The 12,668-nt window shown below is 61.0% G+C and carries 15 protein-coding genes; 7 read left to right on the top strand and 8 right to left on the bottom strand.

Translation table 11 applies throughout. The features are described from left to right. Nucleotides 1-137: 137 nt before the first annotated feature. Entirely contained in the window at nt 138-842 is a 705-nt protein-coding gene (locus ABL914_RS02970) for an alpha/beta hydrolase (RefSeq protein ID WP_391561663.1), read from the bottom strand. A 172-nt stretch (nt 843-1,014) separates the two neighbouring features. Here ABL914_RS02970 and ABL914_RS02975 point away from each other — a divergent pair, with 172 nt between their 5' ends. After that, nucleotides 1,015-2,523, top strand: a complete 1,509-nt coding sequence (locus tag ABL914_RS02975; protein WP_391561714.1) for a YifB family Mg chelatase-like AAA ATPase — start codon at nt 1,015-1,017, stop codon at nt 2,521-2,523. A gap of 7 nt (nt 2,524-2,530) precedes the next feature. Further along, nucleotides 2,531-3,298, top strand: coding sequence for a hypothetical protein (locus ABL914_RS02980; protein WP_391561664.1), 768 nt, complete (start codon nt 2,531-2,533; stop codon nt 3,296-3,298). 140 nt (nt 3,299-3,438) lie between these two features. Here the strand turns inward: ABL914_RS02980 and ABL914_RS02985 are convergent, their stop codons facing one another. Then, nucleotides 3,439-3,954: a winged helix-turn-helix transcriptional regulator gene (locus tag ABL914_RS02985; RefSeq protein ID WP_391561665.1), complete on the bottom strand. Its 516-nt coding sequence runs from the start codon at nt 3,952-3,954 to the stop codon at nt 3,439-3,441. A 203-nt stretch (nt 3,955-4,157) separates the two neighbouring features. Here ABL914_RS02985 and ABL914_RS02990 point away from each other — a divergent pair, with 203 nt between their 5' ends. Next, entirely contained in the window at nt 4,158-4,508 is a 351-nt protein-coding gene (locus tag ABL914_RS02990; RefSeq protein ID WP_391561666.1) for a hypothetical protein, read from the top strand. A 97-nt stretch (nt 4,509-4,605) separates the two neighbouring features. Here the strand turns inward: ABL914_RS02990 and ABL914_RS02995 are convergent, their stop codons facing one another. The 3 genes from ABL914_RS02995 to galE all read right to left on the bottom strand — a co-directional run bounded on the left by ABL914_RS02995 (nt 4,606) and on the right by galE (nt 6,528). After that, nucleotides 4,606-5,220: an HAD family hydrolase gene (locus tag ABL914_RS02995; protein WP_391561667.1), complete on the bottom strand. Its 615-nt coding sequence runs from the start codon at nt 5,218-5,220 to the stop codon at nt 4,606-4,608. 105 nt (nt 5,221-5,325) lie between these two features. After that, the gene (ykgO, locus tag ABL914_RS03000) at nt 5,326-5,451 is read right to left on the bottom strand and encodes a type B 50S ribosomal protein L36 (protein WP_004210176.1); all 126 of its coding nucleotides are present in this window, start codon (nt 5,449-5,451) and stop codon (nt 5,326-5,328) included. A 69-nt stretch (nt 5,452-5,520) separates the two neighbouring features. After that, nucleotides 5,521-6,528: a UDP-glucose 4-epimerase GalE gene (gene galE, locus ABL914_RS03005; RefSeq protein ID WP_391561668.1), complete on the bottom strand. Its 1,008-nt coding sequence runs from the start codon at nt 6,526-6,528 to the stop codon at nt 5,521-5,523. Nucleotides 6,529-6,643: 115 nt separating this feature from the next. Between galE and ABL914_RS03010 the strand changes: the two genes are divergently transcribed. From ABL914_RS03010 to ABL914_RS03020, 3 genes are read left to right on the top strand one after another with little or no spacing between them, the layout of a single operon-like run. Further along, nucleotides 6,644-7,234 carry a DUF4136 domain-containing protein gene (locus ABL914_RS03010; protein ID WP_391561669.1) on the top strand — a complete coding sequence of 197 codons (591 nt, stop codon included), beginning with the start codon at nt 6,644-6,646 and terminating at the stop codon, nt 7,232-7,234. Further along, the gene (locus ABL914_RS03015; protein ID WP_391561670.1) at nt 7,231-8,373 is read left to right on the top strand and encodes a M14-type cytosolic carboxypeptidase; all 1,143 of its coding nucleotides are present in this window, start codon (nt 7,231-7,233) and stop codon (nt 8,371-8,373) included. The genes ABL914_RS03010 and ABL914_RS03015 overlap by 4 nt, the downstream gene beginning before the upstream one ends. Nucleotides 8,374-8,385: 12 nt before the next feature. After that, a complete protein-coding gene (locus ABL914_RS03020) occupies nt 8,386-9,186 on the top strand; it encodes a methyltransferase domain-containing protein (RefSeq protein ID WP_391561671.1) in 801 nt (266 codons plus the stop codon). 183 nt (nt 9,187-9,369) lie between these two features. Here ABL914_RS03020 and ABL914_RS03025 read toward each other — a convergent pair whose 3' ends face one another. Genes ABL914_RS03025 through ABL914_RS03035 form a run of 3 tightly spaced genes read right to left on the bottom strand, consistent with a single transcriptional unit; the run spans nt 9,370 to nt 10,994 of the window. Further along, the gene (locus ABL914_RS03025; protein ID WP_391561672.1) at nt 9,370-9,798 is read right to left on the bottom strand and encodes a cytidine deaminase; all 429 of its coding nucleotides are present in this window, start codon (nt 9,796-9,798) and stop codon (nt 9,370-9,372) included. Next, nucleotides 9,795-10,493 carry a glycoside hydrolase family 25 protein gene (locus ABL914_RS03030; RefSeq protein WP_391561673.1) on the bottom strand — a complete coding sequence of 233 codons (699 nt, stop codon included), beginning with the start codon at nt 10,491-10,493 and terminating at the stop codon, nt 9,795-9,797. The genes ABL914_RS03025 and ABL914_RS03030 overlap by 4 nt, the downstream gene beginning before the upstream one ends. A gap of 18 nt (nt 10,494-10,511) precedes the next feature. Beyond that, nucleotides 10,512-10,994 (bottom strand): UPF0262 family protein, encoded by a 483-nt coding sequence (locus ABL914_RS03035; RefSeq protein ID WP_391561674.1) that lies wholly within the window; start codon nt 10,992-10,994, stop codon nt 10,512-10,514. A 119-nt stretch (nt 10,995-11,113) separates the two neighbouring features. On the opposite strand from ABL914_RS03035, the gene ABL914_RS03040 reads away from it, so the two are divergent. Next, the gene (locus ABL914_RS03040; RefSeq protein WP_391561675.1) at nt 11,114-12,622 is read left to right on the top strand and encodes a replicative DNA helicase; all 1,509 of its coding nucleotides are present in this window, start codon (nt 11,114-11,116) and stop codon (nt 12,620-12,622) included. Nucleotides 12,623-12,668: the final 46 nt, after the last annotated feature.

The following is a 12,668-nucleotide window of genomic DNA, read 5'->3' on the forward strand; positions in this document are numbered from 1 at the left end:
TGTTCGCAGCGCCCCCTGTACAGGAAGCGTCAAATCAGAGGCGGGCCGTTAATCAAGGGATGGATTAGAGTCAAGCGAGGAGTGGTTTTTTCAGCTCGCGCCGGGGCATCGCTGGATGACACGCCCGGCCGGGAAACTCAATCCAGGTTCACCCACGTGCCCATGTCCTTATCGGTCAGATAACGGGCATCCTCGAACCGCGCCGAATTGGTCATGGCATAAAACGCCTTGGCCTGCTCTGGCTCCATGCCCATTTCGACGTAGTAATCGACATAGGCCTTGTTTTCCGGGGCATCGGCGGAATAGTCCGTCGCCTGGCGGCCTTCATCGTCTTCCCAGGCGTGGACCGCAAATTCGCTGCCGGGATCGGCAATGCGTTTGCGCCCGGCCAGAAACAGCTCAACCCCGCCCGAACGAACCGATCCGCCGGGCGGAACATGCGTGGTGATGCCGCGGGCGTGGATCATCCGGCCCAACCGCATATTGGCCCTGTCGTCCTCGGTGCCGGGAACGTCGATCAGGTCGATCTGGGTGATCCCCGGAAATGCTGCCATCATAGCTTCGAATTGCGCGGGGCTGCGGGCATCGGTTGAATCGACCAGTGCCGCGCGGTTGCCATCGATCACCCGAAATGGGCCGAACCGGGCAACACCCTGCGGGATTGGTGCAGGCGGATGGACCAGCACGCGCTGATTGCCGTCCTCAACATAGTATTCGGTGACAGTTGTGGTGGTTCCGTCCGCCGAAACCGTCACTGTCGTCTGGGCCGCAGCAGGGCTGGCGGCAACCGCAAGAAACGGCAGGGCCAGAATCGGCAGGGTGATGGCAATCCACTTACGCATGCGCTGCTTTTGCCCGCGATGCCCTTACCGACCTGCCAACGGCAAAGGTTAAGATAAATTTGCCATAACCCAGCCAGCGCCCGATTGATCCGCATCAGGCGCAATTGCTCGACAAGCCGCCGTGCGCAGGCCATCACCCAAGTATTGGGCTGTATTGATGGGGGGCATTACTTTGGTCGCACTGGTTCGTACGGTTGCCTATTTGGGGCTGGAGGCGCGCAGTGTTGAAGTGCAGTGCCAGATCGCGCCCGGATTGCCGCGGTTCAGTGTGGTCGGCTTGCCTGACAAGGCGGTCAATGAAAGCAAGGAACGGGTTCATGCGGCACTGGCTGCAATGGGCCTGTCGCTCCCGCCCAAACGGATCACCATCAATCTGTCGCCGGCCGATCTGCCCAAGGAAGGTTCGCACTATGATCTGCCGATCGCGCTGGCGCTGCTGGGTGCGATGGGGGTTACCGATGCGGAACAACTGGCCGATTTCTTTGCGGTGGGCGAATTGGCGCTGGATGGCCGGATAGTTGGCTCGCCAGGCGTGTTGCTGGCGGCGCTGCATGCCGGGGGCCAGGATGCCGGGCTGATCTGCCCGGCGATCCAGGGTAGCGAAGCGGCCTGGGCCAGCGGCGTGCCGGTGGTGCCCGCGCCCAATCTGACCAGCCTGCTGAACCATCTGAAAGGCACGCAGCAATTGGCCCGGCCGCAGCCTGGAGAGGCTGAAAGCCCCGGTTTTGGCCCGGATCTCAAACAGGTAAAAGGCCAGGAAGTGGCCAAACGCGCGCTGGAAATCGCCGCTGCAGGGGGGCACAACCTGCTGATGATCGGTCCGCCCGGCGCGGGAAAAAGCCTGCTGGCCAGTTGCCTGCCCGGCATTCTCCCACCGCTAAGCCCGGCAGAGGCGCTGGAAGTGTCGATGGTTTCATCGGTGGCTGGTCTGCTCGAGGAAGGCCGGATCAGCCGGACCCGCCCGTTCCGCAGCCCCCACCATTCGGCCTCGATGGCGGCGCTGACCGGGGGCGGGCTGAAGGTTAAGCCGGGTGAGGTTAGCCTGGCCCATCTGGGGGTGCTTTTCCTGGATGAGCTGCCCGAATTTCAGCGCGCGGCGCTCGATTCGCTGCGCCAGCCATTGGAAACCGGCGTGGTCGATGTGGCGCGGGCCAATGCCCACGTTACATTCCCTGCGCGGGTGCAATTGGTGGCGGCGATGAACCCGTGCCGCTGCGGGCATCTGGGCGATCCGGCGCTGGCCTGCAGCCGCGCGCCAAGATGTGCGGCGGATTATCAAAGCAAGGTTTCGGGGCCGCTGCTTGACCGGATCGATCTGCACGTTGATGTCGATCCGGTCAGCGCTGCCGATCTCTCGCTGCCCCCGCCCGCCGAAGGCAGCGCCGAAGTGGCCGCGCGGGTGGGTGCAGCCCGGGCGATCCAGCTTGATCGGATGGCCGGCACCGGCAAGCGCAGCAATGCCGAACTTGATGGCGATATGCTGGAACGCCACGCCACCCCCGATGATCCGGGCCGCAAACTGCTGCTGCAAGCCGCTGAAGCAATGCGGCTATCGGCGCGCGGCTATACCCGGATGCTGCGCGTGGCGCGCACGATCGCCGATCTGGCGGGAAGCGAAGGCGTGGGGCGGATCCACGTAGCCGAGGCGCTTAGTTATCGGCGGACAGCGCCGCGGAGTTAGGGGGGATATGGCAGAGCAGAGTTGGTGGGCAGTGTTCGCAGCTGCGTTTGGTGGTGCGGGCAGCTTTGCGGCGATTGAATTGATTTACAAGGAGATCAAGGAATGGCGGGTAGGCAAGCGCGATCACCAGCGTAATGTCGATCAGAGTCTTGAGCCGCTCCTGCGTGCTTCAGATGAATTGGTCGGGAAGTTGAGGTCCTTGGCCGAGCAGGATTTTCTGCCAATCCGCAAAAAGTCGGATCGTTCGCTAGCTGATTCAGAAATCGCGAGTCTCGTTTATCTCTTCGTGCAGTTTTGGGCAGAGGTGGAAGTCGTTCGTTTTCGCGGTCTTTCGGTTGAGATTGCGCGCACCGACAGAGGCCGGCAAACGCAAGCTTTCCTGAATTGTCTGCAATCGAGGAAAGTTCGCCTGATTGATCGAGCTTCGCAAAGGGCTTTAGGTGAAGTTGCGCTGATTGAGGGCCGGACGATGAATTTTGTCGAATTTATTCGAAGTGTAGAGCCGGACCCACTGTCTGCGCGGTGGCTACAGCCGTTGACTGCCGTCCTAGGGGAGTTGCACGAATCTGAAGTGCGACAACGCGTCCTTCAGTACTTCTGTGTGCTTCATGCACTTATAGATACCTTGGATCCCAATCATCTGATCACGCGCGATCGCCCAGGAACTCCCAACAAACTCAATAAGGAGTCTCGTAAGGCTCTCAATTATCGAGTTTTCAATGTCTATCTTGGTTTTGTCTCGGGACGCTCAAAATACATAGGGCCGCTAAATTAGCGGCCCTATGGTACGATCAGGTCGGCGGTGCGCAGAAGCTAACTTCGTTGCAACCGCCTTTAGCTCGGTGCCGAGATGCTCGGCTTGATGAGGTGGGTAACAATAAATTCGAGTTTTGTCAATCTTATGGACCGATAACCCTACCGCAGCACATTAAGCTGCGGCTTGATCGCGTGATCCTCATGGTTCACCGCCGGTTTGCCGACATCGGCGGCATCGCGCCATTCCAGCTCCCAATAGTCCAGCCGCCGACCATCGTGGGCGTGGATGCCGATCAGCGCGATCGGTTGGGCATCGCGCTCGTCGCACAGCACCGGGTTTGAGGGGATGCCGCAGCCGTATTTTTCACCCCACTGGCGCAGCGCCAGCATGGCGGGCAGCAGATCTAGGCCCTTTTCGGTCAGCCGGTATTCGATCTTGCGGCGATCTTCGGCCAGCGCCTGACGCTTCATGATCCCGTGTTCGACCAGCCGGGCAAGCCGGTTGGACAGGATGTTGCGGGCGATCCCCAGGGTAGAGAGGAACTCTTCGAAATGGTGCAGGCCATTGAAGCCGGCGCGCAGGATCATGAAGCTCCAGCGTTCACCCATTACTTCCAGCGCTGCGGGAAGCCCGCAGTTCTGCATATCGTTCAGCGGTTCGTGCAAATTGCCCATCTGGCGATCCCTCTTTGTCCCTTGGTGCGGCTATAACTCAATTGCGCTTTGCAACCGACAAAAAAATCTTTGCCGCACTGCACAGTTTCTAGTTGCAACTGAAAACCTATCACTATAGGTAGCAATTAGCAACGCAAATCGAGTCTCCCCTCCCAGGACCCTTTCGATCCCTGCTTGCCTCACGTTTTAGAGGGATACGAACCATGATCGCTACCAATTACAGCCCACTTACCCGCAGCCTTCTGGCCGCTGGCCTGGCCCTTGCTGGCACACTTGCCAGCTTCACCGCCACCACCACCAATGCCCATGCTGCCGGGGTAGATCGCTATCAGGCGCAGCTCAGCACCGCGCTTCAAGCACCCAAGGCCAAGATCATCAACGGCGTGGTGTGGAACTGCAAAGGCGATGCCTGCAGCGGCGAAATCGATGGATCGCGCTCGATCTACACCTGCATCAAGGTTGCCAAGGCATTCGGCCCGCTGGCCGCGTTTTCCGGCCCCAAGGGTGCGTTCAGCGCTGAAGAACTGGCCGAATGCAACGCCAAGGCTGCCTGATCGCAGCCCGGAATTTACCCCAGAACTTATCGAAGTCAGCCCCCTGACACCCCCCTGGCCCTCGTTCGCAAGAACGGGGGCCTCCTTTTTGCCGGGCTCAACCTAGCAGCCCGCGCTCTACCAGATCGGCGCGCAGGCCGTCTGCCCCCGCAAAGTGGTGCGCGTGCCAGCCGCAAGCCCGTGCGCTTTGCACATTGGCAAGGCTATCATCGATGAACAGCATCGCCGCAGGATCAAGTCCAAAGCGCCGCGCCGCCAGAGCGTAGATTGCCGGGTCAGGCTTGGCCAGCTTCTCGGTCCCGGAAACCACGATATCACTGAACAGTCCGAACAGTGGATAGGTAGGCGCGAAACCGGCCCAGGTATCGGCGCCGAAATTGGTGATCGCGAACAGCGGCACCCCGGCGGCGTGCAGTTCTTCAACAATTTCGGTGCTGCCGGGGACCGGGCCAGGGATGGTTTCGTTGAAATGGGTTAGCCAGGCGCGAATCAGGTGGGCCTGATCGGGGAATTCCGCGCTGCGCTGTGCGATCATCGTTTCGGCATCGCGCCCGGCATCGTGCATCCCGTGCCACGCGATCGGAATAACTTCGGCCATGAACCATTCGCGGGCCGCGCTATCCGGGATCAGACGCCGAAACGGCAGATCGCGTTCCCATTCGACCAGCACCTTGCCAACATCGAATACCACGGCTTCGATTCGCCCGGTCATTGCCAAGGTCCTCCGGTTAAAACGATTCCGGCCCGCACTTCCCATCGGAAAGGCGGGCCGGAATGTATGCCAAGGGCTGCGTTTGCAACCCCCGCCATTGGGTGATTAGCCCTGGCGCGCCTTGAAGCGGCGATTGGTTTTGTTGATCACATAAGTGCGCCCACGGCGGCGGATCACGCGGTTATCGCGGTGGCGGCCTTTAAGCGACTTGAGGCTGTTGCGAATCTTCATGGTTTCCTCGGGTGCGGGCATCGCCGCTTGAATTTGAAGGTGCGCCGTTAAGTGCGGTTCGCTGCCAAGTCAACTCTTACCCCGTATCTCGCCCAATTTCCGCTCCCATTGCAGCGCGTGGGCCACGATTGTATCAAGATCGGCATATTTAGGCACCCACGGCAGCGCGGTTTTGATCCGCGAATTATCCGAAATCAGCGAATCGGGATCACCGGCGCGGCGCGGGCCCAGGACGCGCTGGATAGTCTGGTTGGTCACCCGGTCCACCGCATCCAGCACTTCAAGCACCGAATAGCCCCGGCCATAGCCGCAATTCATGGTCAGCGATGCCGCCGGATCGGCAATCAGGGCTTCCAGCGCCAGCACATGGGCGGCGGCCAGATCAGAAACGTGAATGTAATCGCGCACCCCGGTGCCGTCAGGGGTCGCGAAATCGGTGCCGAATACATCAACTTTTTCGCGCATGCCCAGCGCAGCTTCAACCGCAACCTTGATCAGATGGGTCGCGCCGGCAGTCGATTGCCCGGTGCGGGCGCGCGGATCGGCCCCGGCGACATTGAAATAGCGCAGCGCGCAGAAGTTAAGCGGGTGGGCCTTGGCCACATCGGCCAGCATGATCTCGGTCATCAGCTTTGACATGCCATAAGGATTGATCGGCAAACGCGGGCAATCCTCATTCACCGGAGAGACTGCCGGAATGCCATAGGTTGCCGCGGTCGAACTGAAGATAAAATGCGAGAGCCCGCCGGCCACCGCTGCGCCAATCAGCGCGCGGCTTTTGGCGGTATTGTTGTGATAATATTTGAGCGGGTTCTCAACCGATTCGGGCACGATGATCGATCCGGCAAAATGCATCACCGCAGCTGTGCCCTGTTCGGCAAAGATCCGTGCCAGCAGATCGGCGTCCTCGATATCGCCCTGATACAGCGGCACGCCTTCGGGCACGGCCCAGCGAAATCCGGTAGTCAGGTTATCGATCACCGCCACCGGCCATCCGGCATCGGCCAGAGCAAGGACAGCATGGCTGCCGATATAGCCGGCACCGCCGGTAACGAGCACAGGGCATTTGTTGATCATATCATCGCTGCGCCTAGCACTTTCAGCCGAGTAAATGGTTAATGATGCGGCATTGCTTGCCAGCAATGGGGGGAAGCGGCAGACTGCCAGCCACTTTGCCAAGGAACGCTTGCCCATGAACCTGATCCGCATTGGCCTTGCCGCCGCCATGATCGCCAGCCTTGGGGCCTGCGTCACCCCGGTCGGCCCGGTTGAGGTGACGCGTTTTCATGGGCCAGACATTTCTGCACTGGGTAAGGGCACGATCTCTGTCGAACCGGCCCCCGGGGCCGACGGCAACGGCCTGGAATGGCAGGCCTACAAGGCTGCGGTCATGCGCCAGCTGATCGGTCTGGGCTATACCGAGGCATCGCCCGGCGTGGGCGCGCAAGTGGCCACCATGATCCTTTCGCGCCGGACGATAGAGCCGGCCGGATCCAGCCCGGTCAGTGTCGGGCTGGGCGGATCGGCCGGCACCCATGGCGGCGGGTTAGGGCTGGGTATCGGGCTTAACCTCTCGCCCAAGCCCGGCCAGCAGATCGCAACCGATCTGGCGGTGAGGATAAGGGACCGCACAGCGGGAACAGTGCTGTGGGAAGGCCGTGCCAGCTTTGTGGTCTCGGCCAAATCGCCGCTGGCGGCAACTGCGCTGGGTGCACCAAAGATGAGCGAAGCCTTGTTCCAGGGCTTCCCCGGCCGGTCGGGCGAGACTATCGAGGTCAAATGACTCAAATCCAGATCGACGCTGCATTCGACAGCGGTAATATCGAAGTGCTCTCTATCAGTGGCACTACGGCCCGGCTCAAGATCCGCAAGGACCACCAGTCAGACTTCTTCCAGTGGTTCCATTTTCGCGTCTCTGGCTGTGCGGGCCGCGAGCTGGAACTGAAGATCACCGGGCTGGGCGCATCGGCCTATCCGGGCGGATGGGATGGCTACAATGCGGCGGTCAGCGAAGACCGCGAATTTTGGGGCCGGGCGACGAGCTCATACGACAAGAGCGAAGATGGCGGCACCCTGACCGTGCGCTATATCCCCGATGCCAACGTGGCCTGGTTCGCCTATTTCGCGCCTTATTCGATGGACCGCCACCACGATCTGATATCGGGCGCTGCCCTGGAACTGGGGGTTGATCACCGGGTGCTGGGCCGCAGCCTGGATGGCCAGCCGATCGATTGCCTTGAACTGGGTGAGGGTGATCGGCAGGTCTGGCTCTATGCCCGCCAGCACCCTGGCGAATCGATGGCTGAATGGTGGATCGAAGGCGCGCTTGATTGCCTGACCGATCCGGCTGATCCGGTGGGCCGCAAACTGCGGCAGCTGTGCCGGTTCCACATTGTGCCCAATGCCAATCCCGATGGATCGTATCGCGGGCATTTGCGCACCAATGCCGCCGGCATGAACCTTAACCGCGAATGGGCCAGCCCCAGCGCGGAAAAAAGCCCCGAAGTTCTGGCAATCCGCAATGCGATGGATGAAACCGGAGTGCATTTCGCGATCGACGTCCACGGCGATGAAGCGATCCCGGCGGTGTTCCTGGCCGGCTTTGAAGGGATACCATCACACAGCCCGCAGCAGCAGGCCGGCTTTGATCGCTACAAAACGATCCTCGAACGCCGCACCCCGGATTTTCAGACCCGGCTGGGCTATCCGGTGGCCGGCGCAGGCAAGGCCAATCTGACCATGTCCACCAACCAGGTAGCGCAGCGCTTTGGCGCGGTGGCAATGACCCTGGAAATGCCGTTCAAGGACAACAACGATCTGCCGTGCGAGGCCCAGGGCTGGAGCCCGGAACGCAGCGCGATCTTGGGGCGGGACTGTATGGGATCGCTGCTGGAGTGGCTATCCGAAGCGACGCTGGCCTGATAGAGCCTGTTGATGTCGCTGGCTAATCGTCAGATTGTTGTAAGTAATTCGCTTGAAAGGCTGCAATTGCGCTGGTTCTATTCCTCGCGGTTTTATGACCGGGACTACGTTCGCACTTCCCGGTCGGCGGTAACTACGGTTCCGGTCTTGCGTAATTGCCTGACCGCAGCCGGTGCGCCGCCACCCGCCAGCGTGATCGACATCGGCTGTGGGCGCGGGGTTTGGCTGAAGGCGTTTGGCGATTTGCGGATCAAGGGCCGCGATGGCCCCTGGACCCGGCAAGACCGCCTGCTGATCGATCGCTCCGCGTTCGAGCCGACCGATCTTTCGCAGCCGTTTTCCGAGCCCGAAAGGTTCGATCTGGCGATGACGCTGGAAGTGGCCGAACACATCGAACCGCCGCAGGCTGACCAGTTCGTGGCCAATCTTGCGGCGTTATCCGATACGATCCTGTTTTCCGCGGCGATTTCCGGGCAGGGCGGCCAGCACCATGTGAATGAGCAACCGCTGAGTTATTGGGCCCGCAAGTTTGAAGATCGCGGTTACACGCTCCACGATGTGCTCCGGCCGCGGCTGTGGCTCAACAGCGATGTCTGCTGGTGGTACCGGCAAAACATGGTGGTGTTCTCAAATGGCCAAAGCCGGTTCCGTGCGGGGTTGGAGCAGGCCGCCTCGCATAACCCGGCGCTGCTCGATCTGGCGCATCCCAGCGGCTTTGCTGAAAAAGCCCGATTGGCCAATCTGTTCTCACCCGAAGAATATATCGGCCTGTGGCTGGCGAAATTGGGAAAGCGGCTGCGCGGGGCCGGTTGAACGCTTGCGTGGTCAGCAGAAAATCTGAAACGTTCTTCCTACCTCCGCCTACCCTGAGCTTGTCGAAGCGCTGTCGTTTTCTTCTGGCGGCTGTGCATGACGCGCGAAGAACCAGGACAGCTTTTCGACAGGCTCAGGGTAGGCGGACTTTGCCCCGATGCTTCAGATATTGCGCACACCGCCCTAAGCTAGCGCCTCTGGCCCAAAGCTATGGGGCAGCAGCGCCGATAGCGCCAGTTCCAGCACTTCGCTCTCGCCAATGCACCACACTGTCGGATCGCTATCGCCCAGCGCGGCCATTTCGCCCAACATCTGGCGGCAGCGTCCGCATGGCGTTACCGGATTGCCCGCGCCCACCGCGCCGGCCTTGCCGCCGATCACCGCCACGCCTTCCAGCTTGCCGCGCCATTGCTCGCTCAGCGCTTTGCCAACCGCGACCGTTTCGGCGCACAGCGTCAGGCCATAGCTGGCGTTTTCAACGTTGGCGCCGGTGATCACGCTGCCATCGGCAAAACCCAGCGCCGCGCCAACGTGGAAGCCCGAATAGGGGGCATAGGCCTTGTCCGCGGCGTCGCGCGCGGCGGCAATCAGGCTGTCTCTGGTCCAGCTCATCGGCCCAGCACCACCCAGCGCAGCGGCTTTGGGCCGGCTTCGGTTTTCACAAAGGCGTTCGCGGTCCACAAGGTCCAGGGCCTCCCGGCATAGTCAGGCTCAAACCGCAGGCGTTCCAGCCACAGATTGCGATCAAGCTTGCGCGCCACGTGATAGCGCTTTTCGAAGCGCTGCGAAATCTTGAGGATCGTCGGTTTGCCGGTATGGGTTTCGATCTGGTTGAGGAAGGTCATCAGCTCGCTCTGCACGGCGGCGTCGCCCACCTTTATCGGGCATTGATCGGCCAGCAGATCAAGGTCAACTGCCGGGGGCAGCATCGCCTTGTCACGCGGAACCACGGTCATGAAATTGGCGGCCTGGCGTTCGGCCGGCTGGCACGGATCGTATTGGTGGACCGCGCCCACCTGCAATTTGGCTGCGCGGGCATCCTCAAGGTTCCTGGCGAAAGCCGGATCGCGGGCAAAGGCGCTGGCCGAGGCGCCGAGATAGACGAAACTGGCGCCGATCGCCTTGGCGGCCTTCCAATCGACTGGCCCATCCTCTGCGCCAACCTCAATCCCCTGGACCGGAAACGAAGCAACTGGCGGGCGCCAATGGTGGATTGTCCACCAGCCCCAGCCAGCCACCAGCAGCGCAAGCAGCAGCATCGCGCCAATAAGGCGCAGCCGCCTGCGACTGGATGAACGTCTTGCCATAAGCGAGCCCTGTTTCCCCTAACCCCTGATATGCAGCACGCAGATCAGGGTGAACAGCCTTCTGGCGGTGGCATGATCGGTTTCCACCTTGCCCTCCAGCCGTTCCAGCAGCATTTCCGCCGCTTCATTGTGAACCCCGCGCCGGGCCATGTCGATCGTCTCGATTTCGGCCGCAGTGGCCTTGCGGATTGCCTGGTAATAGCTGTCACAGATTGCAAAATAGTCGCGGATCGGGCGGCGGAATCGGCCCAGGCCCAGCACCAGCTGTTCCAGCAACTGGCCTTCCTCGTCAGACACTTCCAGCGTCAGCCGGCCATCATCAACCGCCAGTTTCAGCCGGTATGGGCCCTGATGCCCGGCTTCCCAGGCGCGCAGCGGCTTGAACAGGTTTTCTTCGATCAGATCGAAAATCGCGATCCGCCGTTCCTGTTCGATATCGGCGCTGCGCCACAGGATCGTCGCTTCATCAAGCTCGATATGGATGATCCGGGGGCTCGCCATGGCCGGGCGCTTTTTGCAGAAGCAGCAGGGGCGGGCAATAGTTGTTCACAGAGCTATCCCTAATCGTGCGCGACAAGGTTCTTGATGGTCGGGCAGCGAGCGCGCATTGAACGCGGCTTATGGCCGAACCGATCCCTTTCCCCCGCCCCGATGAAACCGCCGCGCGGGTGCTGCCCAGCAATGTTGAGGCTGAGGCCGCCTTTCTGGGGGCCGCGCTGATCGACAACCGGGTGATCGAGGAGCTGGTCAGCCCGCTGCACCCCGATCACTTTTTTGAACCGGTGCACGCCCGCATTTTTGAGCGGATCCTGCAATTGCTTGATCGCAAGGCGGTGGTCACCCCGGTAACGCTGCGGCCCTATTTCGAAGCGGATGAAGCGCTGAAGGAGCTGGGCGGGGTGGGTTATCTGGCGCGGTTGACCGCGGATGGGCAAGGCTTGCTGGCACCGCGTGAACTGGCCGGGCAGATCTATGATCTGGCCTTGCTGCGCGAACTGGTTTCGGTGGGCCGCAACCTGGTCAATTCGGCGCTGGATACCAGCGAAAGCGTTGAGCCGATGGAGCAGATCGCCGGGGCCGAAGCCGCGCTTTACAAAGTGGCCGAAGGCGCGGCGGTGGGTAGCGAAGCGCAAAGCTTTCGCACATCAAGCCTGGCCGCGATCCAGCAGATCGAACGCGCGCTCAATTCGGGCGGGCACATATCGGGCCGAACAACCGGGCTGGATGATCTGAACGGCAAGGTTGGCGGCCTGCACGATTCGGATCTCATCATCCTGGCTGGACGACCGGCGATGGGCAAAACCTCGCTGGCCACCAACATTGCCTTCAACTGCGCAGACCGGTTCCTGCGCGATCTCCAAGACGGGATCGCCCCCGATAAATCGGTAGGCGCGCCGGTGGCCTTCTTCAGCCTTGAAATGAGCGCCGATCAGCTGGCCACCCGCATCCTGGCCGAACAGGCCGAGATCAGCAGCGAACGGTTGCGGATGGGCAAGATCAGCCACGAGGATTTCCAGCGGATTTCCTTCGCCAGCCAGCGGCTTGCCGAACTGCCGCTGTACATCGATGATACCCCGGCGCTTTCGATCTCTGCCCTGCGGACCCGCGCGCGCCGGCTTAAGCGGCGGCACGATATTGGCCTGGTGGTGATCGATTACCTGCAGTTGCTGCAGGGATCGGGCCGGGCCAATGACAACCGGGTCAACGAAATTTCCGAGATCAGCCGCGGGCTCAAAACTCTGGCCAAGGAATTGGCAATTCCGGTGATCGCGCTGTCGCAGCTAAGCCGCGCAGTTGAAAGCCGCGAGGACAAGCGGCCGCAGCTTTCGGACCTGCGCGAATCGGGCTCGATCGAGCAGGACGCCGACATGGTCTGGTTCATTTTCCGCGAGGAATACTATCACGATGCGTCCAAGCCGGACGAACCCAGCGAGACCAGCTCGCCCGATGCTATCGCCAAATACGACAAGTGGATGGAACGCCATCTTGAAGTGGTCAACAAGGCAACGGTGATCATATCCAAGCAGCGCCACGGTTCGACCGGGAACATCCAGCTTCATTTCCAAAGCGAGTTCACCAAATTCGGCAATCTCGCGCGCGATCAGTACCGCCAGTATAACGAAGACTGATTCATAAAAATTATCGCTTTAAATCAATTGTTTATGCGATTTTTTC

It is taken from the genome of Novosphingobium sp., from assembly GCF_040079535.1.
Taxonomy (GTDB): domain Bacteria; phylum Pseudomonadota; class Alphaproteobacteria; order Sphingomonadales; family Sphingomonadaceae; genus Novosphingobium.

Excerpts from the sequence above, each read along its gene's own strand:
- ABL914_RS02970 (WP_391561663.1), bottom strand. The coding sequence starts at position 842 with ATGCGTAAGTGGATTGCCATCACCCTGCCGATTCTGGCCCTGCCGTTT.
- ABL914_RS02980 (WP_391561664.1), top strand. The coding sequence starts at position 2,531 with ATGGCAGAGCAGAGTTGGTGGGCAGTGTTCGCAGCTGCGTTTGGTGGT.
- ABL914_RS02985 (WP_391561665.1), bottom strand. The coding sequence starts at position 3,954 with ATGGGCAATTTGCACGAACCGCTGAACGATATGCAGAACTGCGGGCTT.
- ABL914_RS02990 (WP_391561666.1), top strand. The coding sequence starts at position 4,158 with ATGATCGCTACCAATTACAGCCCACTTACCCGCAGCCTTCTGGCCGCT.
- ABL914_RS02995 (WP_391561667.1), bottom strand. The coding sequence starts at position 5,220 with ATGACCGGGCGAATCGAAGCCGTGGTATTCGATGTTGGCAAGGTGCTG.
- ykgO (WP_004210176.1), bottom strand. The coding sequence starts at position 5,451 with ATGAAGATTCGCAACAGCCTCAAGTCGCTTAAAGGCCGCCACCGCGAT.
- galE (WP_391561668.1), bottom strand. The coding sequence starts at position 6,528 with ATGATCAACAAATGCCCTGTGCTCGTTACCGGCGGTGCCGGCTATATC.
- ABL914_RS03010 (WP_391561669.1), top strand. The coding sequence starts at position 6,644 with ATGAACCTGATCCGCATTGGCCTTGCCGCCGCCATGATCGCCAGCCTT.
- ABL914_RS03015 (WP_391561670.1), top strand. The coding sequence starts at position 7,231 with ATGACTCAAATCCAGATCGACGCTGCATTCGACAGCGGTAATATCGAA.
- ABL914_RS03020 (WP_391561671.1), top strand. The coding sequence starts at position 8,386 with ATGTCGCTGGCTAATCGTCAGATTGTTGTAAGTAATTCGCTTGAAAGG.
- ABL914_RS03025 (WP_391561672.1), bottom strand. The coding sequence starts at position 9,798 with ATGAGCTGGACCAGAGACAGCCTGATTGCCGCCGCGCGCGACGCCGCG.
- ABL914_RS03030 (WP_391561673.1), bottom strand. The coding sequence starts at position 10,493 with ATGGCAAGACGTTCATCCAGTCGCAGGCGGCTGCGCCTTATTGGCGCG.
- ABL914_RS03035 (WP_391561674.1), bottom strand. The coding sequence starts at position 10,994 with ATGGCGAGCCCCCGGATCATCCATATCGAGCTTGATGAAGCGACGATC.
- ABL914_RS03040 (WP_391561675.1), top strand. The coding sequence starts at position 11,114 with ATGGCCGAACCGATCCCTTTCCCCCGCCCCGATGAAACCGCCGCGCGG.